Raw genomic sequence first — 15784 nt, forward strand, 5'->3', positions numbered from 1 at the left:
GCAGGCGCCCGGCTACAGCGAGGCGTACCAGATCAGCAGCATCGTCACGAGGAACCCGCAGACGAAGTTGATGGAGAGAAACCGTCGCCAGCCGCGGTTCGCCCGCTCCGACTCCGCATCCGAAACGGACCAGTACGGCGCGGCGACGACGATGTACGGGAGCGCGAGCACGGCGGCGAGCCGCCCCGGCCATGCTGTCGCCAACGTCACGACGCCGGCGAGAATCCAGGCGAGGATCGCCACCCGCGTCGTCCAGCGTGCGCCCAGAACCGTGGCGATCGAGGCGATGCCGCCTTCGCGGTCGGGCACCACATCCTGTACGGCTCCGAACGCGTGACTGCCGATCCCCCAGAGAAAGAACGCGAGCAGCACCGCCCACAGCGCGGGAGTGAACATCGCACCCGCCAGAACCAGCCCGTACAGGGCCGGCGACACGAAATGCGTGCTCGAGGTGAGCGAGTCGACGAACGGGATCTCTTTGAACCGCAGCCCGGTGACGGAGTACGCCACCACCGCGAACATGCTCACCGCGAGCACGAGCCACGACAGGGGCGAGCCGACGATCACAAGGTAGATGAGAAACGGCACGGTCGTGGCCGCCGCGGCGATCAGCACGAGCCGGTGCATACCGCGATCGAGCAGCGCGCCCTCGACGCCGCCCTTGCGCGGATTGCGCAGGTCGGATTCGTAGTCGAACACGTCGTTGATGCCGTACATCGCCAGGTTGTACGGAATGAGGAAGAACAGCGTGCCGAGCACCAGGGTCAGGTCGATCTGGCGGGTCGTCAGCGAGTAGGCGGCGGCGAACGGGAAGGCCGTGTTGATCCAGCTGAGCGGTCGGGATGCGAGCAGCAGCTGGCGGAGAGGCGCTCGAACACCCGTCGTCGTCATCGCGCCTCCTTTCGACGGAACCGGATCCACAGTGCCGGAAGCAGCAGCAGCGCGGCGATCGGATAGGCGAAGTCCTCGATCGGCACAGCACCGATCCGAAGACCGCTCACCCTGTCGTCGCTGTACCGGATGAGACCCGATCCGATCATCAGATTGTCGAACACCGCTGTGAGCACGATGATCACGACGGCCGCGATGAGGACGCTCGGCCACCACCGGCCGACCAGTCGTCTCGCGTCGGGCGCGCGCCAGAGCGCCACGCCGAGCACGGCGGCGGCCACCACCAGGAACACCAGGCTGAGCACGAGATAGGTCATGTGTGCCGACGCCGCCTCGCCTCGATGAGCCGGTCTGCCCCCGCGATCAGCACCATCGTCAGGTAACAGAGGAAGGTCAGGAAGAAGACCTCCTCCAGCGGGAGTTCCGGGAGGAGCAGCACACCGGTCATGTACGGCCCCTCTCCGCGCGCGAAGATGTGCAACCCGATGCCGAACACATCCCAGGCGAGAAAGAAGACGAGGCCCGCACCGAGCACCAGCCCGGCACGGCGCGCGTCGCGCCACAAGAACAACGTGAAACGGCGATCGATCAGCACCATGGAGCCGATCGCCAGAAGGAGGAGGACGAGGTAGACGAAGCTCACGCGACGCGCTCCCCGTGCACGGTCGCCGCGATCGGCTCGGCGAGCGGTGCGGTCGTGATGTCGCCGCGCAGTCGTTTGACCACCAGCTCCGCCGAGATGAGACACATCGGCAGGCCGACACCCGGGATCGTCGAACCGCCGGCGTAGAACAGCCCGTCGACCGCCGACGACGCGTTGCGTCCGCGAAAGAACGCGCTCTGCCGCAGGGTGTGGCCCGGCCCGAGAGCACCCCCGCGCCAGGCGTTCAGATCGGAGACGAAGTCGCCGGGACCGATGGTGCGGCGAACCACGATCCGCTCGGCGAGATCGGGGATGCCCGCCCACGCGGCCACTTGGCGGATCGCGGCATCGGCCGTTCGCTCGACCCGCTCATCCCCGGCGCCGTCGACACCGCCGGAACCGATCTCCGGGTCTGCGGGCACCGGGACGAGCATGAACAGGTTCTCGTGCCCGTCGGGGGCGACGCTCGGATCGGTCGCACTCGGACGGCAGACGTACAGGGATGCCGGGTCGGGGATCGAGGGGTCGGCGCCGAAGATCCGGTCGAAGTTGTCGTCCCAGTCGCTCGTGAAGAACAGGCTGTGATGGGCGAGGGCGGGGAGTTCACCGCGCACTCCGAGGAGCACCAGCACGGCTCCGGGGCCCGGATCGCGGCTCGACCACCACTTCTCCGGACGGCTGCGCCTGTCCTCAGGCAGCAGGTCGGTCTCGGTGTGATGCAGGTCGGCGGCCGAGACGACGGTGGCGGCGTCGATGCGCCGCGCGACGCCGTCGGCATCGACGTAGTCGACGCCCGCGACCGCCGGTTTGCCGGTGCGATCGAGCGAGCGGATCGCGGTGACGCGGGCGCCGGTCTCGATCGTGACGCCCTCGCGCTCGGCGAGCGCCGCGATGCGGTCGATCAGCGTGCGGAAGCCGCCCAGCGGGTAGCGCACGCCGTCTTCGAGATCGAGATGGCTCATGAGGTGGTACATGCTCGGCGCCCGCGACGGTGACGTGCCGAGGAAGACCGCGGGATAGCCGAGGATCTGCCTCAGGCGCGCGTCCCGGAAGCGGCCAGCGACGAACCTGTCGAGCGGCTGCAGCAGCAACCGGCCCAGGCGGCCGAGCCTGCGCACGAGGTCGGCCGAGAACAGGGGACGGAACGACTGGAACGTGCCGTACAAGAACTTGTCGACCGCCAGGCGGTACGTCTCGCGGGCGCTCATCATGTAGCGATCGAACGCCGCGCCTCCCCCGGCCTCGACACGCTCGAACATGACCCGGTTCGCGTCGCGGTCGGCGACCACATCGAGCGGTTCGCCGCCCTGCTCGAAGAACACGCGGTAGCCAGGGTCGAGCGCGACGAGATCGAGCTGGTCGGCTGTCGTCGTGCCCAGCAGGCGGAAGAAGTGATCGAACACCTCCGGCATCAGATACCACGACGGGCCGGTGTCGAACCGGAATCCACCCGACTCCCACAGGCCTGCTCGCCCGCCCACCGCATCCTGTTGTTCGAGCAGTGTGACCCGGCGACCGTCCCGGGCGAGCAGCGCGGCCGTCGCGAGTCCGGCTATCCCGCCCCCGATGATCACCACGGCGTTCGCCTGCGGTGTCACCGCGCCGCTCCCGAACGACGCCCGGCGCCGGCCTTGACCAGAATGGTCAGCTTGGTGCGAGTCGGCACGCTCACACGGGTCGCCAGCAGCTCGCGAGCCGGGGTCGCACGGAGGCGGTCGGTCAGCGCCGAGAACAGTCCGTGGGCAGTCAGAATGGCCCGGCGGCAGTTGTCGGGAAGTTCGGGGATGACGTCGGCCGCGGCGCCCAGGTCGCGCTCGATGTCGACGACGAGATCGAGCTTCTGCCGCTCACTCAGCTTGGCCGGGTCGATGCCCGGAAAGTAGCTGCGCCCCAGCTGCGACCAGTCGGTGGCCAGGTCGCGCAAGAAGTTGATCTTCTGGAACGCGGCGCCCAGACGACGCGCACCCGCCTCCAGACGCCGGCGACGGTCGTCCGGCACAGGAGCGGACACCGCCTGTGCCCTCGCCGGTGCCTCCTCCTCCGCCGCAAGGAAGGCCCGCAGGCACATGAGGCCGATGACCTCCGCGGAACCGTAGATGTAGTCACTCAGCTCGTCGGACGAGAAGTCGACCGGGCTGAGGTCGCGGCGCATCGACGCGAAGAACGGGGCCGTCAGGCTTCGGTCGATGCCAACGGAGCGGGCGGTGGCCGCGAAAGAGTGCACGACCACGTTGGCGCTGTACCCGGTGCGCATCGCCCGATCGGTGTCCGCTTCCAGTGCGTCGAGCAGGTCCCGCTGGTCTTCGATGCTCAGGCCGGCCTCCCCCGCCGCGCCGTCGACGATCTCGTCGGCGATGCGCACAAGCGCGTAGATGTCTTCCACCCTCGGCCGCACAGCGGGTGCAAGCAAGCGCGTCGCCATGCCGAACGAGGTCGAGTACTCGTGGATGATCGTGGCGGAGCCGATGTGGGCCGCGCGCGTGTACACGGCGAGGTCGGTCGGTGCGGGCGTGGTGATCGGGCGGGCGTCCGCCTCCCGGGTCACGAGAGTCTCCCGACGCACGACCGTGCGACCGAGCTCAGTTCATCCACCAGCGGCTCAGGAAGCGACGACGCCTCGAGCACGGCGATCGCGCGCGTGGAGTGTTCGGCGACGAGCTCTTCCACGAAAGCCTTCGCTCCGCAGTCCACGAGCACCGCGGCGAGCGCGCGGCCGTCGGCCTCGCTCAGGTCGGGGCGACCGAGCAGGGGCTCGATCTCAGGCCAGCAGTCCGTCGCGCGTGCGTACGCGATCAGGGAGGTCTCCTTGCCCTCACGCAGATCGCTGACGATGCTCTTGCCCGTCACATCCTGCGCCCCGAACACGCCGAGCAGATCGTCGCCGAGCTGGAACGCGACGCCCAGCAGCCGGCCGTACTCGCCGAGCACCTCCAAGACGTCGCCGCCCGCGCCGGCGAGGACGGCCCCCGCCGTGAGCGGCCCGGCGAACGAGTATGTGGCGGTCTTGCGCTCGGTCATCGCCAGGATGTCGGGGAGCCTGGCCTCATCGACGCCGACGCTGAACGACACGTCGGCCAGCTCGCCGGCCGCCGTGACGAACACGCTGTGGTCGAACACGTCGAGCAGTGCCGCGCGCGCGGCCGGGGCGACCGGCACCCGCGCCACCAGGGAATGGGACGCCTGGATGAGCAGGTCGCCGCCGAGGATGGCCGCGGTCTCGCCCCAGAGCCGGGATCGCCCCTCAGTCGCTCCCTTCGCCTGAGCGTCCGCGGCGAACTCACCGACCACGTTGGCGACCCCGCGCCGCACCGTGTCGCCGTCGATCACGTCGTCGTGGAGGAGGAACGCTGTATGGAGCAGCTCGAACGCGACGGCCACATCCAGCGCGGCGGAGTCGTCGGTCTCGCCAGTGCTGCCGACGTTGCTGAGCTTGCGGAACGCACTGAGCACGAATCTCGGCCGGATGCGCTTTCCACCTCCGCTCGCGTCTCGCACCGATGACCAGAGGTGCTGGTATTCGCTGCCGTAGCGAGCTGCCGCGGTGATGCGCTCGTCGAAGAACGCGGCAAGGCGGGAATCGACCTCGATGGAGAGATCGGTCTCTCGCGTTCCGATCTGGATCTGACTCATCCGCAGCTCCTTTTGCCTAGCCAAGTAAGCAAATAACTTAGCACGATTCTTACTGGCGGGCATAGGATACCGGCATGACTTCCGCCAAGGACGAAGCGCGACGAATCTCGGGCTCCATGCTCGATCCGCGTGTCATCGATCCCCGGCAGGAGTTGGTGCGGCACGACGATCTCAGCGAGGAAGAGCTGGAGCAGATCGTGCGCGTTCTCGTCTCGATCCGCCAGTGGCGCGAAGCCGAGCAGAAGCTGAGCTTCGAGTCGCGAAGCCACATGAAGCTCAACGACACCGACATGAAGGCGCTGCGCTACATCATCGCTTCGACCAGCTCCGACGTCCCGGTCACCGCCGGCGCGCTCTCCGAACACCTGCACATCTCGACCGCCTCCACGACCAAGCTGCTCGACCGCTTGGAGCGGGCCGGGCACATCGAGCGCCGCCCGCATCCGACCGACCGACGTGCCGTGACCGTGGCGATCACCGAAGACACGCACCGCGAGGTGCGGCGCACGATGGGCGTGCAGCACGCGCGTCGCTTCGAGGTCGCGCGAGACCTCGAACCGGAGGAGCGCGAGATCGTCACCCGGTTCCTGACCCGCCTGAGCGAGAGCATCGCCGCGCCGGTCGACCTCTGACGGCAGGGCATCGGGCTACTCCGGCCTAGTCGGCCACATCGGCGGAGGGTCTCCCGCATCGGCGGAGCGCTCCGCCTCGATCACGATCCGGTTCACCATGCCCGAGAAGATGACTCCGTGGAACGGCAGGATGGCGAGCCAGTAGAGCCGCCCCGGGAGCCCTTTCGGAAAGAAGACGGCACGCTGGTGGTACACCGAACCGGTGCCGTCGTCGCCCGGCCTCGCGCTGAGTTCGAGCCAAGCGGGTCCGGGCACCCGCATCTCGGCGCGCAGACGCAGCTCGCGCCCGCGAACGATGTGCTCGACGCGCCACCAGTCCACGGCGTCGCCGGTCTGCAGCCGGTCGGCGTCGCGGCGGCCCCGGGTGAGGCCCACCCCACCGACGAGCTTGTCGGCCCAGCCGCGTAACGCCCAGGCGAGCGGGAACGAATACCAGCCGCGCTCACCGCCGATGCCCTCGATGACCCGCCACAGCGCCTCCGGGGATGCCGTGCTCGCCCGATCGCGCACATCCGTGTACACGGTGTGACCCGCCCAGTCGGGGTCGCTCGGCAGAGGGTCGCTCGGCGCACCCTCGACCGACGAGTTGCGCCAACTCGTCTCGACGGCGCCGTCGCGCATCTTGGCCAGCGCCAGGGCGACCGCGCGACGATAGCCCGTGAGCCCGCCCGCCGGCGGAGCGATGACACTGTCGATGTCGTGCTCCTGCACCACGCAGTCGAACTGCAGCGACTCGATGATCGGAACGGCCAGGCTGCGCGGGATCGGCGTCACGAGGTTCACCCACTGCGAGGCGAGCCACGGCGTGAACACCGGGAGCGATGCGATCGGTCGCTGTCGCAGCCCCGCCTCCACCGCGAAGCCGTTCATCATCTGGCCGTAGCGCAGGATGTCGGGGCCGCCGATGTCGAAAGCCCGGTTCACCTCGGGGGGAACGTCTGCGGCAGAGCGCAAGTAGTGGAGCACATCCCTGATCGCGATGGGCTGGATGCGGTTTCGCACCCAGCGGGGCGCCGGCATGTACGGCAGGACCTCGGTGAGATGCCGGATCATCTCGAACGAGGCCGACCCCGATCCGATCACCACGCCGGCCTGGAGCACGATCGTCGGCACGCCCGAGTCGAGCAGCACCCGCGCCACCGCGACCCTCGACCGCAGATGGCGCGACAGGGTGACGCCGTCCGGGTGCAACGCTCCGAGGTAGACGATGCGGGAGACGCCCGCGCCTTTCGCCGCGGCGGCGACGTTGCGGGCCGCGTCGGACTCCTCCTCTTCGAAGTCGCCCTTCGCGCGCATCGAATGGACGAGGTAGTAGACGACGTCGACGTCTCGCATCGCCGCCTTCACCGAGTCGGCGTCGTGCAGGTCGCCTTGCACGATGCCGACGTCATCCGCCCACGGCACATCGATGAGCTTCTGCGGCGAACGGGCCAGCACCCGCACGGCGAACCCGTCGGCCAGAAGGCGCGGCACCAACCGCCCGCCGATGTAACCCGTGGCGCCCGTGACGAGCGCCGTCCGGCCGTTCCGCCCCTCGGTCGCAGATTCGTCCGGTGCCGGGGTAGGGGATGCGGGCGTCATTTCAAGACCATACGCTCGCATCCGGAAGACCGTGGTCGCTGTGCCGTTTGGTGACGCGATAGGAGGTCTCGTCGGTGACGAGCACGAGTTCGACGCCTTTCGTGTGCCGCAGCACGACCAGCCGGGGCTCACCGGTGGCGATCGCCTCGCTCGCCTGGTTCAGGAAGATGGTCGCCATCTCGTCGCTCGTCACGTAGTCGCGCCCGCCGTGACTGACCACCCACGCTTCGCCGCGCTCCATCGTGCCTCCTGCGTTCCGAACCGGACTGTATGCCGGAGGACCAGCGCCACGAGGGGATTGACAACTCGGCGAAACCTGCGCGGCGGGCAGCAGTACGTGTGCAGGCATTTCGTCCTGTACCGTTCAACGCATGGGCAAGCTCATTTACGCCGGCACGACCGAGATCGGCTTCGAAGATCGCGTACTCGCGCACCTGCAGATCGTCGTCGGACTCAAGCTGCGACGCAAGGAAGGCTTCTTCTTCTCCTGGCGCGACGAGCAGAGCGTCGGAGACGGGCGCAGCGCGATCTGGATCGATCCGGCCATCCCGCTGCTGTTCCGCTACAGCGGGGGTCGTCCGCCCAAGATCAACAAGACCTGGCTGGAGGCGCTGACGCTCTCGTCCAACAGCGCTCAGGGGCTGCAGCTCACTGAGGAGATCGGCGCGCTCGGCGCCGACGAGGTCAACGCCGACTCCGCTCCCGGTCGCTGACGCCCCGGCTGCAGCAAGTCAGGCGCGGATTCTCCCGGCAGGTCGGGCGCCGACACTTGCGACCCGCGCGATGCGCGCCTACCGTCACTCGAAAGGCAGCGAAATGAGGCGAGTTCATGACACCCACTGAACCCGACGGTGCGGGTCCGAACCAGGCCGGCACGCCGGCTGATCCCGCGAGCGCCGGGGCGTCGGCCGCGCCGGGAGCCGCGGAGACCATCTCGGCAGCGCGCCCGCAGGCCGAGAACACCGGCATCGGAAGCGTCGACGGAGACGGCGACGCGGAGAGCACAGACCGGCCCGGGGACATCCCGTTCGACCAAGCGGCCGCAGAACACGAGAACCCCGCGCTCGAGTGAGTGCGGAGTTCTCGCGAGTTCGCGCTGAGTGGACCGGATCGGCTACGACCGGAGGTACTCCAGCAGCTCCGGGCAGCGGAGGCGCTTGAGGCTCCGGGTCTCCAGCTGGCGGACACGCTCGCGCGTGATGCCGTAGATCTCCCCGACCTCGTCGAGCGTCATGGGCTTCTGGCCGTCGAGACCGAAGCGCATCCGCACGACCTTGGCGTCACGGGCGGGAAGCTCGCGCAGGCGATCCTCCAGGTCGCGATGGCGGAAGTCCACCTCCACAGCCTCGGAGGGCTGCGGGAAGTCGTCGTCCTCGATCAGGTCGCCGAGTTCCGCGCCCTCGTTCTCGCCCACCGGAACGGCCAGCGAGACCGTCTCGGAGTCGCTCATCTGCAGTTTGTGCACCTCGGCCGGGTCGAGGTTCGACGCCTCGGACATCTCCTCGAGCGTCGGCGTGCGGCCCAGCTCGCCGCCCAGATCACGACGGATGCGGTCGAGCTTGTCGATCTTCTCCACCGTGTGCACGGGGATGCGGATCATTCGCGCGGTGTCGGCGATGCCTCGCAGGATCGACTGGCGAATCCACCAGGTTGCGTAGGTGGAGAACTTGTTGCCCGTGCGGTAGTCGAATTTCTCGACGGCTCGCACCAGCCCCAGATTGCCCTCCTGGATGAGGTCCATCACAGGCAGCCCGCGACCGGCGTAGCGCTTGGCGATGCTGACGACCAGGCGGAGGTTCGCCTCGATGAAGCGCTCGAACGCGCGCTTCCCGTCGTCGGCCAGCCACTGGAGTTCGCGGCGTTCGGCGGGCGTCAGACCCGGCCGCTTGGCCAGGCGCTCCCCCGCCAGCACCCCGACCTCGATGCGCTTGGCGAGCACGACCTCTTCCTCCGCGGTCAACAGCCGCGTGCGTCCGATCGAGTTGAGGTAGTCACGCACCGGATCGTTCGTCACTTCGAGCATTGTCATCGTCGTCGTCCCGTCATCTCGTCGTCGGTCCTGCTTCTTGCCAGCTGCCGGATGCTGTCTCGGCGTTTCCAGCAGCGGTAAGTACCTAGCCAGGGTAGGCAGATCGACGGACACCCCAACAAGGGGTTGACACGCTGAACTCAGGTGCGCTAGGGCGGACTCGGATGTCCACCAGTTCCGCTCACGTCAAGGGGTTGCCGCGCTTCGGCACTGCTCGTAAAGTGCCGATCGTGAGCGCACATTCATCTGACTCCCAGGAACAGACCGCCAGCCAGCCGAGGCTGAGGACCATCGAAACGACCATCCCCGCCCGGATGGATCGTCTCCCCTGGTCCCGATTCCATTGGCTCGTCGTGATCGGTCTGGGCACCGTGTGGATTCTCGACGGGCTCGAGGTGACGATCGTCGGCGCGATCGGCAGTCGGCTGACCGAACCCGACAGCGGCCTCGGCCTGACCACCGCCCAGGTCGGCCTCGCCGCCGCGATCTACGTGGCCGGCGCCTGTACGGGTTCGCTCGTTTTCGGGTATCTCACCGACAGGTTCGGCCGTAAGAAGCTCTTCATCATCACGCTGGGGCTCTACCTGCTCGCCACGGTAGCCACCGCGTTCTCGTTCACGCCCCTCGTGTTCTTCGTCTGCCGGTTCTTCACAGGAGCAGGCATCGGCGGCGAGTACTCGGCGATCAACTCGGCGATCGACGAGCTCATCCCTGCCCGGCGGCGCGGACTCGTCGACCTGGCGATCAACGGATCGTACTGGCTCGGAACAGCGTTCGGCGCGGTGCTCACAGTGTTCCTGCTCAACAAGGATCTCTTCGCCGCAGACTTCGGCTGGCGCCTCGCGTTCGGTCTCGGCGCCGTTCTGGGGCTCGTCATCCTGCTGGTGCGCCGCAACGTGCCCGAGTCACCGCGGTGGATGTTCATCCACGGTCGCGACCGAGCCGCCGATGAGTTGGTGGAGGGTATCGAGCACGACATCGAGGAGCAGACCGGTCGACAGCTCGACGCCGTGCCGCAGGACAAGGCCATCGAGATCCACCAGCGGCGCTCGACCGGGTTCGGCGAGATCGTCCGCACTGCTGTCACCCGGTATCCGAAGCGCTTCGTGCTGGGTCTGTCGCTCTTCATCGGGCAGGCATTCCTCTACAACGCGGTGTTCTTCACGTACGCGCTCGTGCTGACCAAACTGCTCAAGGTTCCTGACGACGTCGCTCCCTGGGCCCTCGTTCCGATCGCGATCGGCAACTTTCTCGGCCCGCTCATCCTCGGCCACTTCTTCGATTCGGTCGGGCGCAGGTTCATGATCACGCTCTCGTATGTCGGTAGTGGTGTGCTGTTGGTGGGCACCGGCCTCCTGTTCGACTCGGGCGCTCTCGACGCCTTCTGGCTGACCGCGTGCTGGATGGTCGTGTTCTTCCTCGCCTCGGCCGGCGCGAGCAGCGCCTACCTGACCGTCAGCGAGATCTTCCCGATGGAGACGCGGGCCATGTCGATCGCGTTCTTCTACGCGATCGGAACCGGGCTCGGTGGCATCATCGGCCCCATCCTCTTCGGTCACCTGATCGAATCGGGCATCCACGCCGTCGTGATCGGGTACTACATCGGCGCCGGTCTCATGATCGCCGCCGGGCTCGTCGAACTCTTCCTCGGTGTCGACGCGGAAGGGAAATCGCTCGAAGAGATAGCCACGCCGCTGTCGGCGTCGCCGACCTCGTCGGAGAGCGACTCGAAGGTCGGCTGAGCGGCTCGCGGCTGACCGGCTCGCGACCGCCTCAGCCGAGCAGGTCGAGCAGCGCGGGTTCGGGTGCCCGGCCTCCGCTCACGTCGATCACCTCGCCCGACCGGTAACGGTCGAAGATCCGCGGGTCGATGTAGCTGTTGCGCGCGATCGCCGGGGTGTTCCCGAGCGCCGCCGCGGCCTCGTTGACCGCCGCGCTCACGCGCTTCTTCCGTTGCCCGTCTGTACCGCTCACGCCCAGCCGGGCGAGCGAGGTCGCCGCGACGATCGTGCCGTGCAGGGTTCGGAAGTCCTTGGCCGTGAACTCTCCCCTCGTTTGACGGTGGATGTACTCGTTGAGCGACGCCGGACGGATCGTGTGCCACGACGTGTCGCGCCAGGACAGGGCTCGCGAGCGAGGGCCGCGCACCTCCTGGATCTCCCTCAGCAGCGCTGCCACGTCGGTGTCGCTGATCACGCTCGTCCACTTCTGGGCGCTCTTCGCCGGAAACTTCAGAGTCACCTCGTCGCCGTCGACGATGATGTGCCTGCACAGCAGCGTCGTCAGCCCGCGGCTCCCGTTGGCGTGCAGATATTCCTCGCTGCCGATCCGCAGAGACCCCAGATCGATGATGCGCAGAGCTGCCGCGAGAATCCGGTCGCGTCCGAATCCTTCTTCACGCAGGTCGATCGTGACGCGCCGTCGCGCCGCCGGCAGTGTCTCGGCGAGTTGGAGCGCGCGATCGAACTTCACCCTGTCCTGGTGGATGCGCCACGATTCGTGGTAGCGGTACTGCTTGCGCCCCGCCTGGTCGATGCCGACGGCTTGGATATGTCCGCGTGCATCCGCGCAGATCCAGACGTCGCGCCACGCCGGCGGGATGACCAGCGAGCGGATGCGGTCGAGCTCGCGCTCGTCGAGGATCGGGTTGCCGGCCTCGTCTTCGTAGGTGACGCCCTTCTTCGAGCTGACGCGCCGATACCCCGGCCCCGACGGGTCGCTTCGGCGAAGACGCGTCACGCGGACTTCTTCTTGGCCGCGGGCTTCTTCGCGGCGGGCTTCGCCGACTCCTTGTCCGTCGTCCGCTTCGTCGCTGCGCTCGTCTTGGCTGTGCTCGACTTCCCGGTGCTCGACTTCCCGGTGCTCGACTTCGCTGTGCTCGACTTCGCTGTGCTCGACTTCGCAGCGCTCTTCTTGGCGGGCGCCTTCTCGGTGGAGTCGTCCGCAGACGCGTCGCCCGCCTTGCGCCGGGAGCCCTCCGAACCGCCGCCCGATGTGCCGCGGCTGCGCTCGACGCTGCGCTGCAACGCCTCCATGAGGTCGATCACCTCGCCGCCTCCCGAACGCTTCGACTCCTCTTCCTCGCCGAACGTCTCGGCCGTGTCGATGGCGTCGCCCTGTTCGAGCTTGGCCTCGATGAGCTTGCGGAGCTCGTCCTGGTACTCGTCGCTGAATTTCTCCGGCTCGAAGTCGCCCGCGAAGCTCTCCATCAGCGCCGCGGACAGGTCGAGTTCCCGCTGGGAGACGCGCGGTCTCTCCTCCAGCGCCGGGAAGGCGGCTTCGCGCACCTCGTCGTTCCAGAGCAGCGTCTGCAGCATGAGAACGTTGCCGCGCACCCGCAGAGCCGCCAGGCGGCTCTTCTGACGCAGAGCGAAGTTCACCACCGCCGTGCGCTCCGAGTCCTCGAGCGTTCGACGGAGCAACTCGTACGCTTTCAGCGACTTGGAGTCGGGTTCGAGGTAGTAGCTCTTGTCGAACATGATCGGGTCGAGCTGGTCGTTGGGCACGAACTCGACCACGTCGATCTCGCGGCTGCGCTCGGCCGGCAGGGAGGCCAGGTCTTCCGCCGTCAGCACGACCGTGCGCTCACCGTCGTCGTACGCCTTGCTGATGTGTTCGTACGGAATGATCTTGCCGTCGATCTCGCACCGACGCTGATAGCGGATGCGGCCGCCATCGGCATCGTGCACCTGATGAAGTTGCACGTCGTGGTCTTCAGTCGCGCTGTAGACCTTCACCGGAACATTCACCAGGCCGAAAGTGATCGCACCCGTCCATATGGCCCTCATTCGACCATCGTCACCGCAGAACGCCGGATTTTCAACCATTGCTTGAAGTTCGGGTGCCCTGGCGTACGTTCATCTCATGGCGACATCCGACACCGAGGTGATCGAGATCGACGGTCACCGTCTCAAATTGACCAATCTCGACAAGGTGCTGTATCCCGAAACCGGCACCACGAAGGCGGATGTCATCGGCTATTACGCCGCGATCGCTGACGTGATGATCCCGCACGTGCGGGACCGCCCGGCGACCCGCAAGCGCTGGGTGCACGGCGTCGGAACGCCCGACCATCCCGGCGAGGTCTTCTTTCAGAAGAACCTCGACGAAGGCACCCCCAGCTGGGTGAAGCGCCGCACGATCAAACACAAGACCAGCACGAACGACTATCCGCTCGTGAATGATCGGGCCACGCTCGTGTGGCTCGCTCAAATCGCATCCCTCGAAGTGCATGTTCCGCAGTGGCGGATCTCGCGCACCGGCACACCGAAGAATCCCGACAGGCTCGTGCTCGACCTCGACCCCGGCGAAGGGGTCACGCTCGCGGACTGCGCGGAGGTCGCTCGGTATGCGCGCGACATCCTCACCGACATGGGGCTCGACCCCATGCCCGTGACCAGCGGAAGCAAAGGCATCCACCTGTACGCTGCGCTCGACGGCAAGCAGACGAGCGATCAGGTCTCGGCGGTCGCGCACGAGCTCGCGCGCATTCTCGAGGCCGACCATCCCGATCTCGTCGTGAGCGACATGAAGCGGGCGATCCGCGCCGGTAAGGTGTTCGTCGACTGGAGCCAGAACAACGGCGCCAAGACGACCGTTGGGCCGTACTCGCTGCGCGGGCGTTTCCGGCCGACCGTCGCCGCCCCGCGCACGTGGCGCGAACTCGCCTCCAAAGACCTCGCCCACCTCGACTACCAAGAAGTGCTCGCACGCGTGAAACGACGCGGCGACCCGCTCGCCGACCTCTCGGCCGGTCATCTCGACGAGGAGGTTCACGGCGCCGCCGAAGACCGATTGACCACGTATCGCAGCAAGCGCGACGCGGCGAAGACGCCCGAGCCCGTACCCGCGACGAAGCCGAGCTCCACCAGCGGCCGCACCTTCGTCATCCAGGAGCACCACGCCCGCCGGCTGCACTGGGATTTCCGGCTCGAACACGACGGCGTGCTGGTCAGCTGGGCGCTGCCGAAGGGGCCGCCGACAGACTCCGGGCAGAACCATCTCGCCGTGCACGTCGAAGACCACCCTCTTGAGTACGGTGCCTTCGAGGGCGACATACCGCACGGGGAATACGGTGCAGGACACGTCACGATCTGGGATGCCGGCGACTACGACCTCGAGAAGTGGCGCGACGACAAAGAGGTCATCGTCACACTGCACGGCACGCCCGGCGGCGGTCTCGGCGGGGATCGCAAGTTCGCGCTCATCCACACCGGTGGCGAAGGCAAAGCCGCGCAGAACTGGCTGATCCATCTGATGAAGGATGACGGTGCCGGGGCGTCGAAACCGGCGTCGTCGAAGACCGGCTCGTCCAAGAGCGGCTCGTCCAAGGCCGGCTCGTCGACCAGCGGCTCGTCGAAGCGCAGCTCCGCGAAGTCGAGCAGTCCTGCTCCCATCTCCGGCAAGCCCATCTCGCCCATGCTCGCCACGCTGGGCAGCACGGCCGACGTGCACGACGAGGAGGACTGGGCGTTCGAGATGAAGTGGGACGGCATCCGGGCCGTCGCCGAGGTGAAGGGCGCTGCGCTGCGGCTCAGCACCCGCAACGGCAACGACGTCACGGGCACATATCCTGACCTCGTCGGCCTCATCGATCTGGTGGGCGATCACGATGCCGTTCTCGACGGGGAGATCGTCACGCTCGACAAGTCCGGGCGGCCGGATTTCGGCATCCTTCAAACCAGGATGGGGCTCACCAGAGAGGGCGACGTGAGCGCTGCGGTCAAACGGGCGCCGGCGCACTACATGGTGTTCGACCTGCTGGAGCTGGACGACACGAGCCTGCGAGGCGACACTTACGAGGACCGCCGCTCTGCGCTCACCGACCTGTTGAAGCCGCGCAAGAGCGACGCCGTTCAGGTGCCGCCGGCTTTCGACGGTGACCTCGAACACGCCATCGATTCGAGCCGGGAACTGAATCTCGAGGGCGTGATGGCGAAGCTCAGAGACAGCACGTACTCCGCCGGTCGCCGGTCGCGCAGTTGGATAAAGATCAAGCACCACCGCACGCAGGAGGTCGTGATCGCCGGCTGGCGGCCGGGCAACGGACGACGGGCCAACACCGTCGGCGCTCTGCTGCTCGGCATCCCCGACGGGGACGGTCTGCGCTATGTCGGCAAGGTCGGCACCGGGTTCACGGATGCTGTGCTCGACGACCTCATGAAACGGCTGGCGGAGCATCCTCGCAAGACAAGTCCGCTGACCGATGTGCCGTCGCTGGACGCGCGGGACGCCCACTGGGTGCGACCGGAACTCGTCGGCGAGGTCGAGTTCGCCGAATGGACGCCCACGAACCGGCTCCGACAGCCCAGCTGGCGCGGGCTGCGACCCGACAAACGCGTCGACCAGGTGCGCGTGGAGTAAAGCCGGCGCGCCGTG

At 67.5% G+C, this 15784-nt stretch carries 16 protein-coding genes; 5 read left to right on the top strand and 11 right to left on the bottom strand.

The window, feature by feature from the left end; translation table 11 throughout:
* Positions 1 to 12 precede the first annotated feature (12 nt).
* From ACFVWR_RS09940 to ACFVWR_RS09965, 6 genes are read right to left on the bottom strand one after another with little or no spacing between them, the layout of a single operon-like run.
* Positions 13 to 891, bottom strand: a complete 879-nt coding sequence (locus tag ACFVWR_RS09940; protein ID WP_387210666.1) for a prenyltransferase — start codon at positions 889 to 891, stop codon at positions 13 to 15.
* Positions 888 to 1208: a lycopene cyclase domain-containing protein gene (locus tag ACFVWR_RS09945; RefSeq protein WP_387210669.1), complete on the bottom strand. Its 321-nt coding sequence runs from the start codon at positions 1206 to 1208 to the stop codon at positions 888 to 890. The genes ACFVWR_RS09940 and ACFVWR_RS09945 overlap by 4 nt, the downstream gene beginning before the upstream one ends.
* Positions 1205 to 1534 (bottom strand): lycopene cyclase domain-containing protein, encoded by a 330-nt coding sequence (locus ACFVWR_RS09950; RefSeq protein WP_387210672.1) that lies wholly within the window; start codon positions 1532 to 1534, stop codon positions 1205 to 1207. Before ACFVWR_RS09950 ends, ACFVWR_RS09945 begins: the two co-directional genes overlap by 4 nt.
* Positions 1531 to 3132: a phytoene desaturase family protein gene (gene crtI / locus ACFVWR_RS09955; RefSeq protein WP_387210675.1), complete on the bottom strand. Its 1602-nt coding sequence runs from the start codon at positions 3130 to 3132 to the stop codon at positions 1531 to 1533. Before crtI ends, ACFVWR_RS09950 begins: the two co-directional genes overlap by 4 nt.
* A complete protein-coding gene (locus tag ACFVWR_RS09960) occupies positions 3129 to 4079 on the bottom strand; it encodes a phytoene/squalene synthase family protein (RefSeq protein WP_387210678.1) in 951 nt (316 codons plus the stop codon). Before ACFVWR_RS09960 ends, crtI begins: the two co-directional genes overlap by 4 nt.
* Positions 4076 to 5164, bottom strand: a complete 1089-nt coding sequence (locus ACFVWR_RS09965; protein ID WP_387210681.1) for a polyprenyl synthetase family protein — start codon at positions 5162 to 5164, stop codon at positions 4076 to 4078. The genes ACFVWR_RS09960 and ACFVWR_RS09965 overlap by 4 nt, the downstream gene beginning before the upstream one ends.
* A gap of 74 nt (positions 5165 to 5238) precedes the next feature.
* Here ACFVWR_RS09965 and ACFVWR_RS09970 point away from each other — a divergent pair, with 74 nt between their 5' ends.
* Positions 5239 to 5796, top strand: a complete 558-nt coding sequence (locus ACFVWR_RS09970) for a MarR family winged helix-turn-helix transcriptional regulator (RefSeq protein WP_387210684.1) — start codon at positions 5239 to 5241, stop codon at positions 5794 to 5796.
* 15 nt (positions 5797 to 5811) lie between these two features.
* Here the strand turns inward: ACFVWR_RS09970 and ACFVWR_RS09975 are convergent, their stop codons facing one another.
* Together ACFVWR_RS09975 and ACFVWR_RS09980 are read right to left on the bottom strand one after the other, a co-directional pair.
* Positions 5812 to 7377 carry an SDR family oxidoreductase gene (locus tag ACFVWR_RS09975; protein WP_387210687.1) on the bottom strand — a complete coding sequence of 522 codons (1566 nt, stop codon included), beginning with the start codon at positions 7375 to 7377 and terminating at the stop codon, positions 5812 to 5814.
* 1 nt (position 7378) lies between these two features.
* Entirely contained in the window at positions 7379 to 7618 is a 240-nt protein-coding gene (locus tag ACFVWR_RS09980; protein ID WP_387210691.1) for a hypothetical protein, read from the bottom strand.
* Between the two features lie 130 nt (positions 7619 to 7748).
* Here ACFVWR_RS09980 and ACFVWR_RS09985 point away from each other — a divergent pair, with 130 nt between their 5' ends.
* Positions 7749 to 8090, top strand: a complete 342-nt coding sequence (locus ACFVWR_RS09985) for an ATP-dependent DNA ligase (protein WP_387210694.1) — start codon at positions 7749 to 7751, stop codon at positions 8088 to 8090.
* A 116-nt stretch (positions 8091 to 8206) separates the two neighbouring features.
* Positions 8207 to 8449: a hypothetical protein gene (locus ACFVWR_RS09990; protein ID WP_387210697.1), complete on the top strand. Its 243-nt coding sequence runs from the start codon at positions 8207 to 8209 to the stop codon at positions 8447 to 8449.
* Positions 8450 to 8491: 42 nt separating this feature from the next.
* Here ACFVWR_RS09990 and ACFVWR_RS09995 read toward each other — a convergent pair whose 3' ends face one another.
* A complete protein-coding gene (locus ACFVWR_RS09995; protein ID WP_387210777.1) occupies positions 8492 to 9400 on the bottom strand; it encodes a sigma-70 family RNA polymerase sigma factor in 909 nt (302 codons plus the stop codon).
* A gap of 236 nt (positions 9401 to 9636) precedes the next feature.
* Between ACFVWR_RS09995 and ACFVWR_RS10000 the strand changes: the two genes are divergently transcribed.
* The gene (locus ACFVWR_RS10000; protein WP_387210700.1) at positions 9637 to 11148 is read left to right on the top strand and encodes an MFS transporter; all 1512 of its coding nucleotides are present in this window, start codon (positions 9637 to 9639) and stop codon (positions 11146 to 11148) included.
* A gap of 31 nt (positions 11149 to 11179) precedes the next feature.
* Here ACFVWR_RS10000 and ACFVWR_RS10005 read toward each other — a convergent pair whose 3' ends face one another.
* A complete protein-coding gene (locus ACFVWR_RS10005; protein WP_387210703.1) occupies positions 11180 to 12145 on the bottom strand; it encodes a DNA topoisomerase IB in 966 nt (321 codons plus the stop codon).
* On the bottom strand, positions 12142 to 13194 hold the full coding sequence (locus ACFVWR_RS10010) for a Ku protein (protein ID WP_387210706.1): 1053 nt from the start codon (positions 13192 to 13194) through the stop codon (positions 12142 to 12144). The genes ACFVWR_RS10005 and ACFVWR_RS10010 overlap by 4 nt, the downstream gene beginning before the upstream one ends.
* A 76-nt stretch (positions 13195 to 13270) precedes the next feature.
* Here ACFVWR_RS10010 and ACFVWR_RS10015 point away from each other — a divergent pair, with 76 nt between their 5' ends.
* The gene (locus ACFVWR_RS10015; RefSeq protein ID WP_387210709.1) at positions 13271 to 15769 is read left to right on the top strand and encodes an ATP-dependent DNA ligase; all 2499 of its coding nucleotides are present in this window, start codon (positions 13271 to 13273) and stop codon (positions 15767 to 15769) included.
* The last annotated feature ends 15 nt before the right edge of the window (positions 15770 to 15784 follow it).

Source organism: Leifsonia sp. NPDC058292, from assembly GCF_042880955.1.
Lineage (GTDB): Bacteria > Actinomycetota > Actinomycetes > Actinomycetales > Microbacteriaceae > Leifsonia.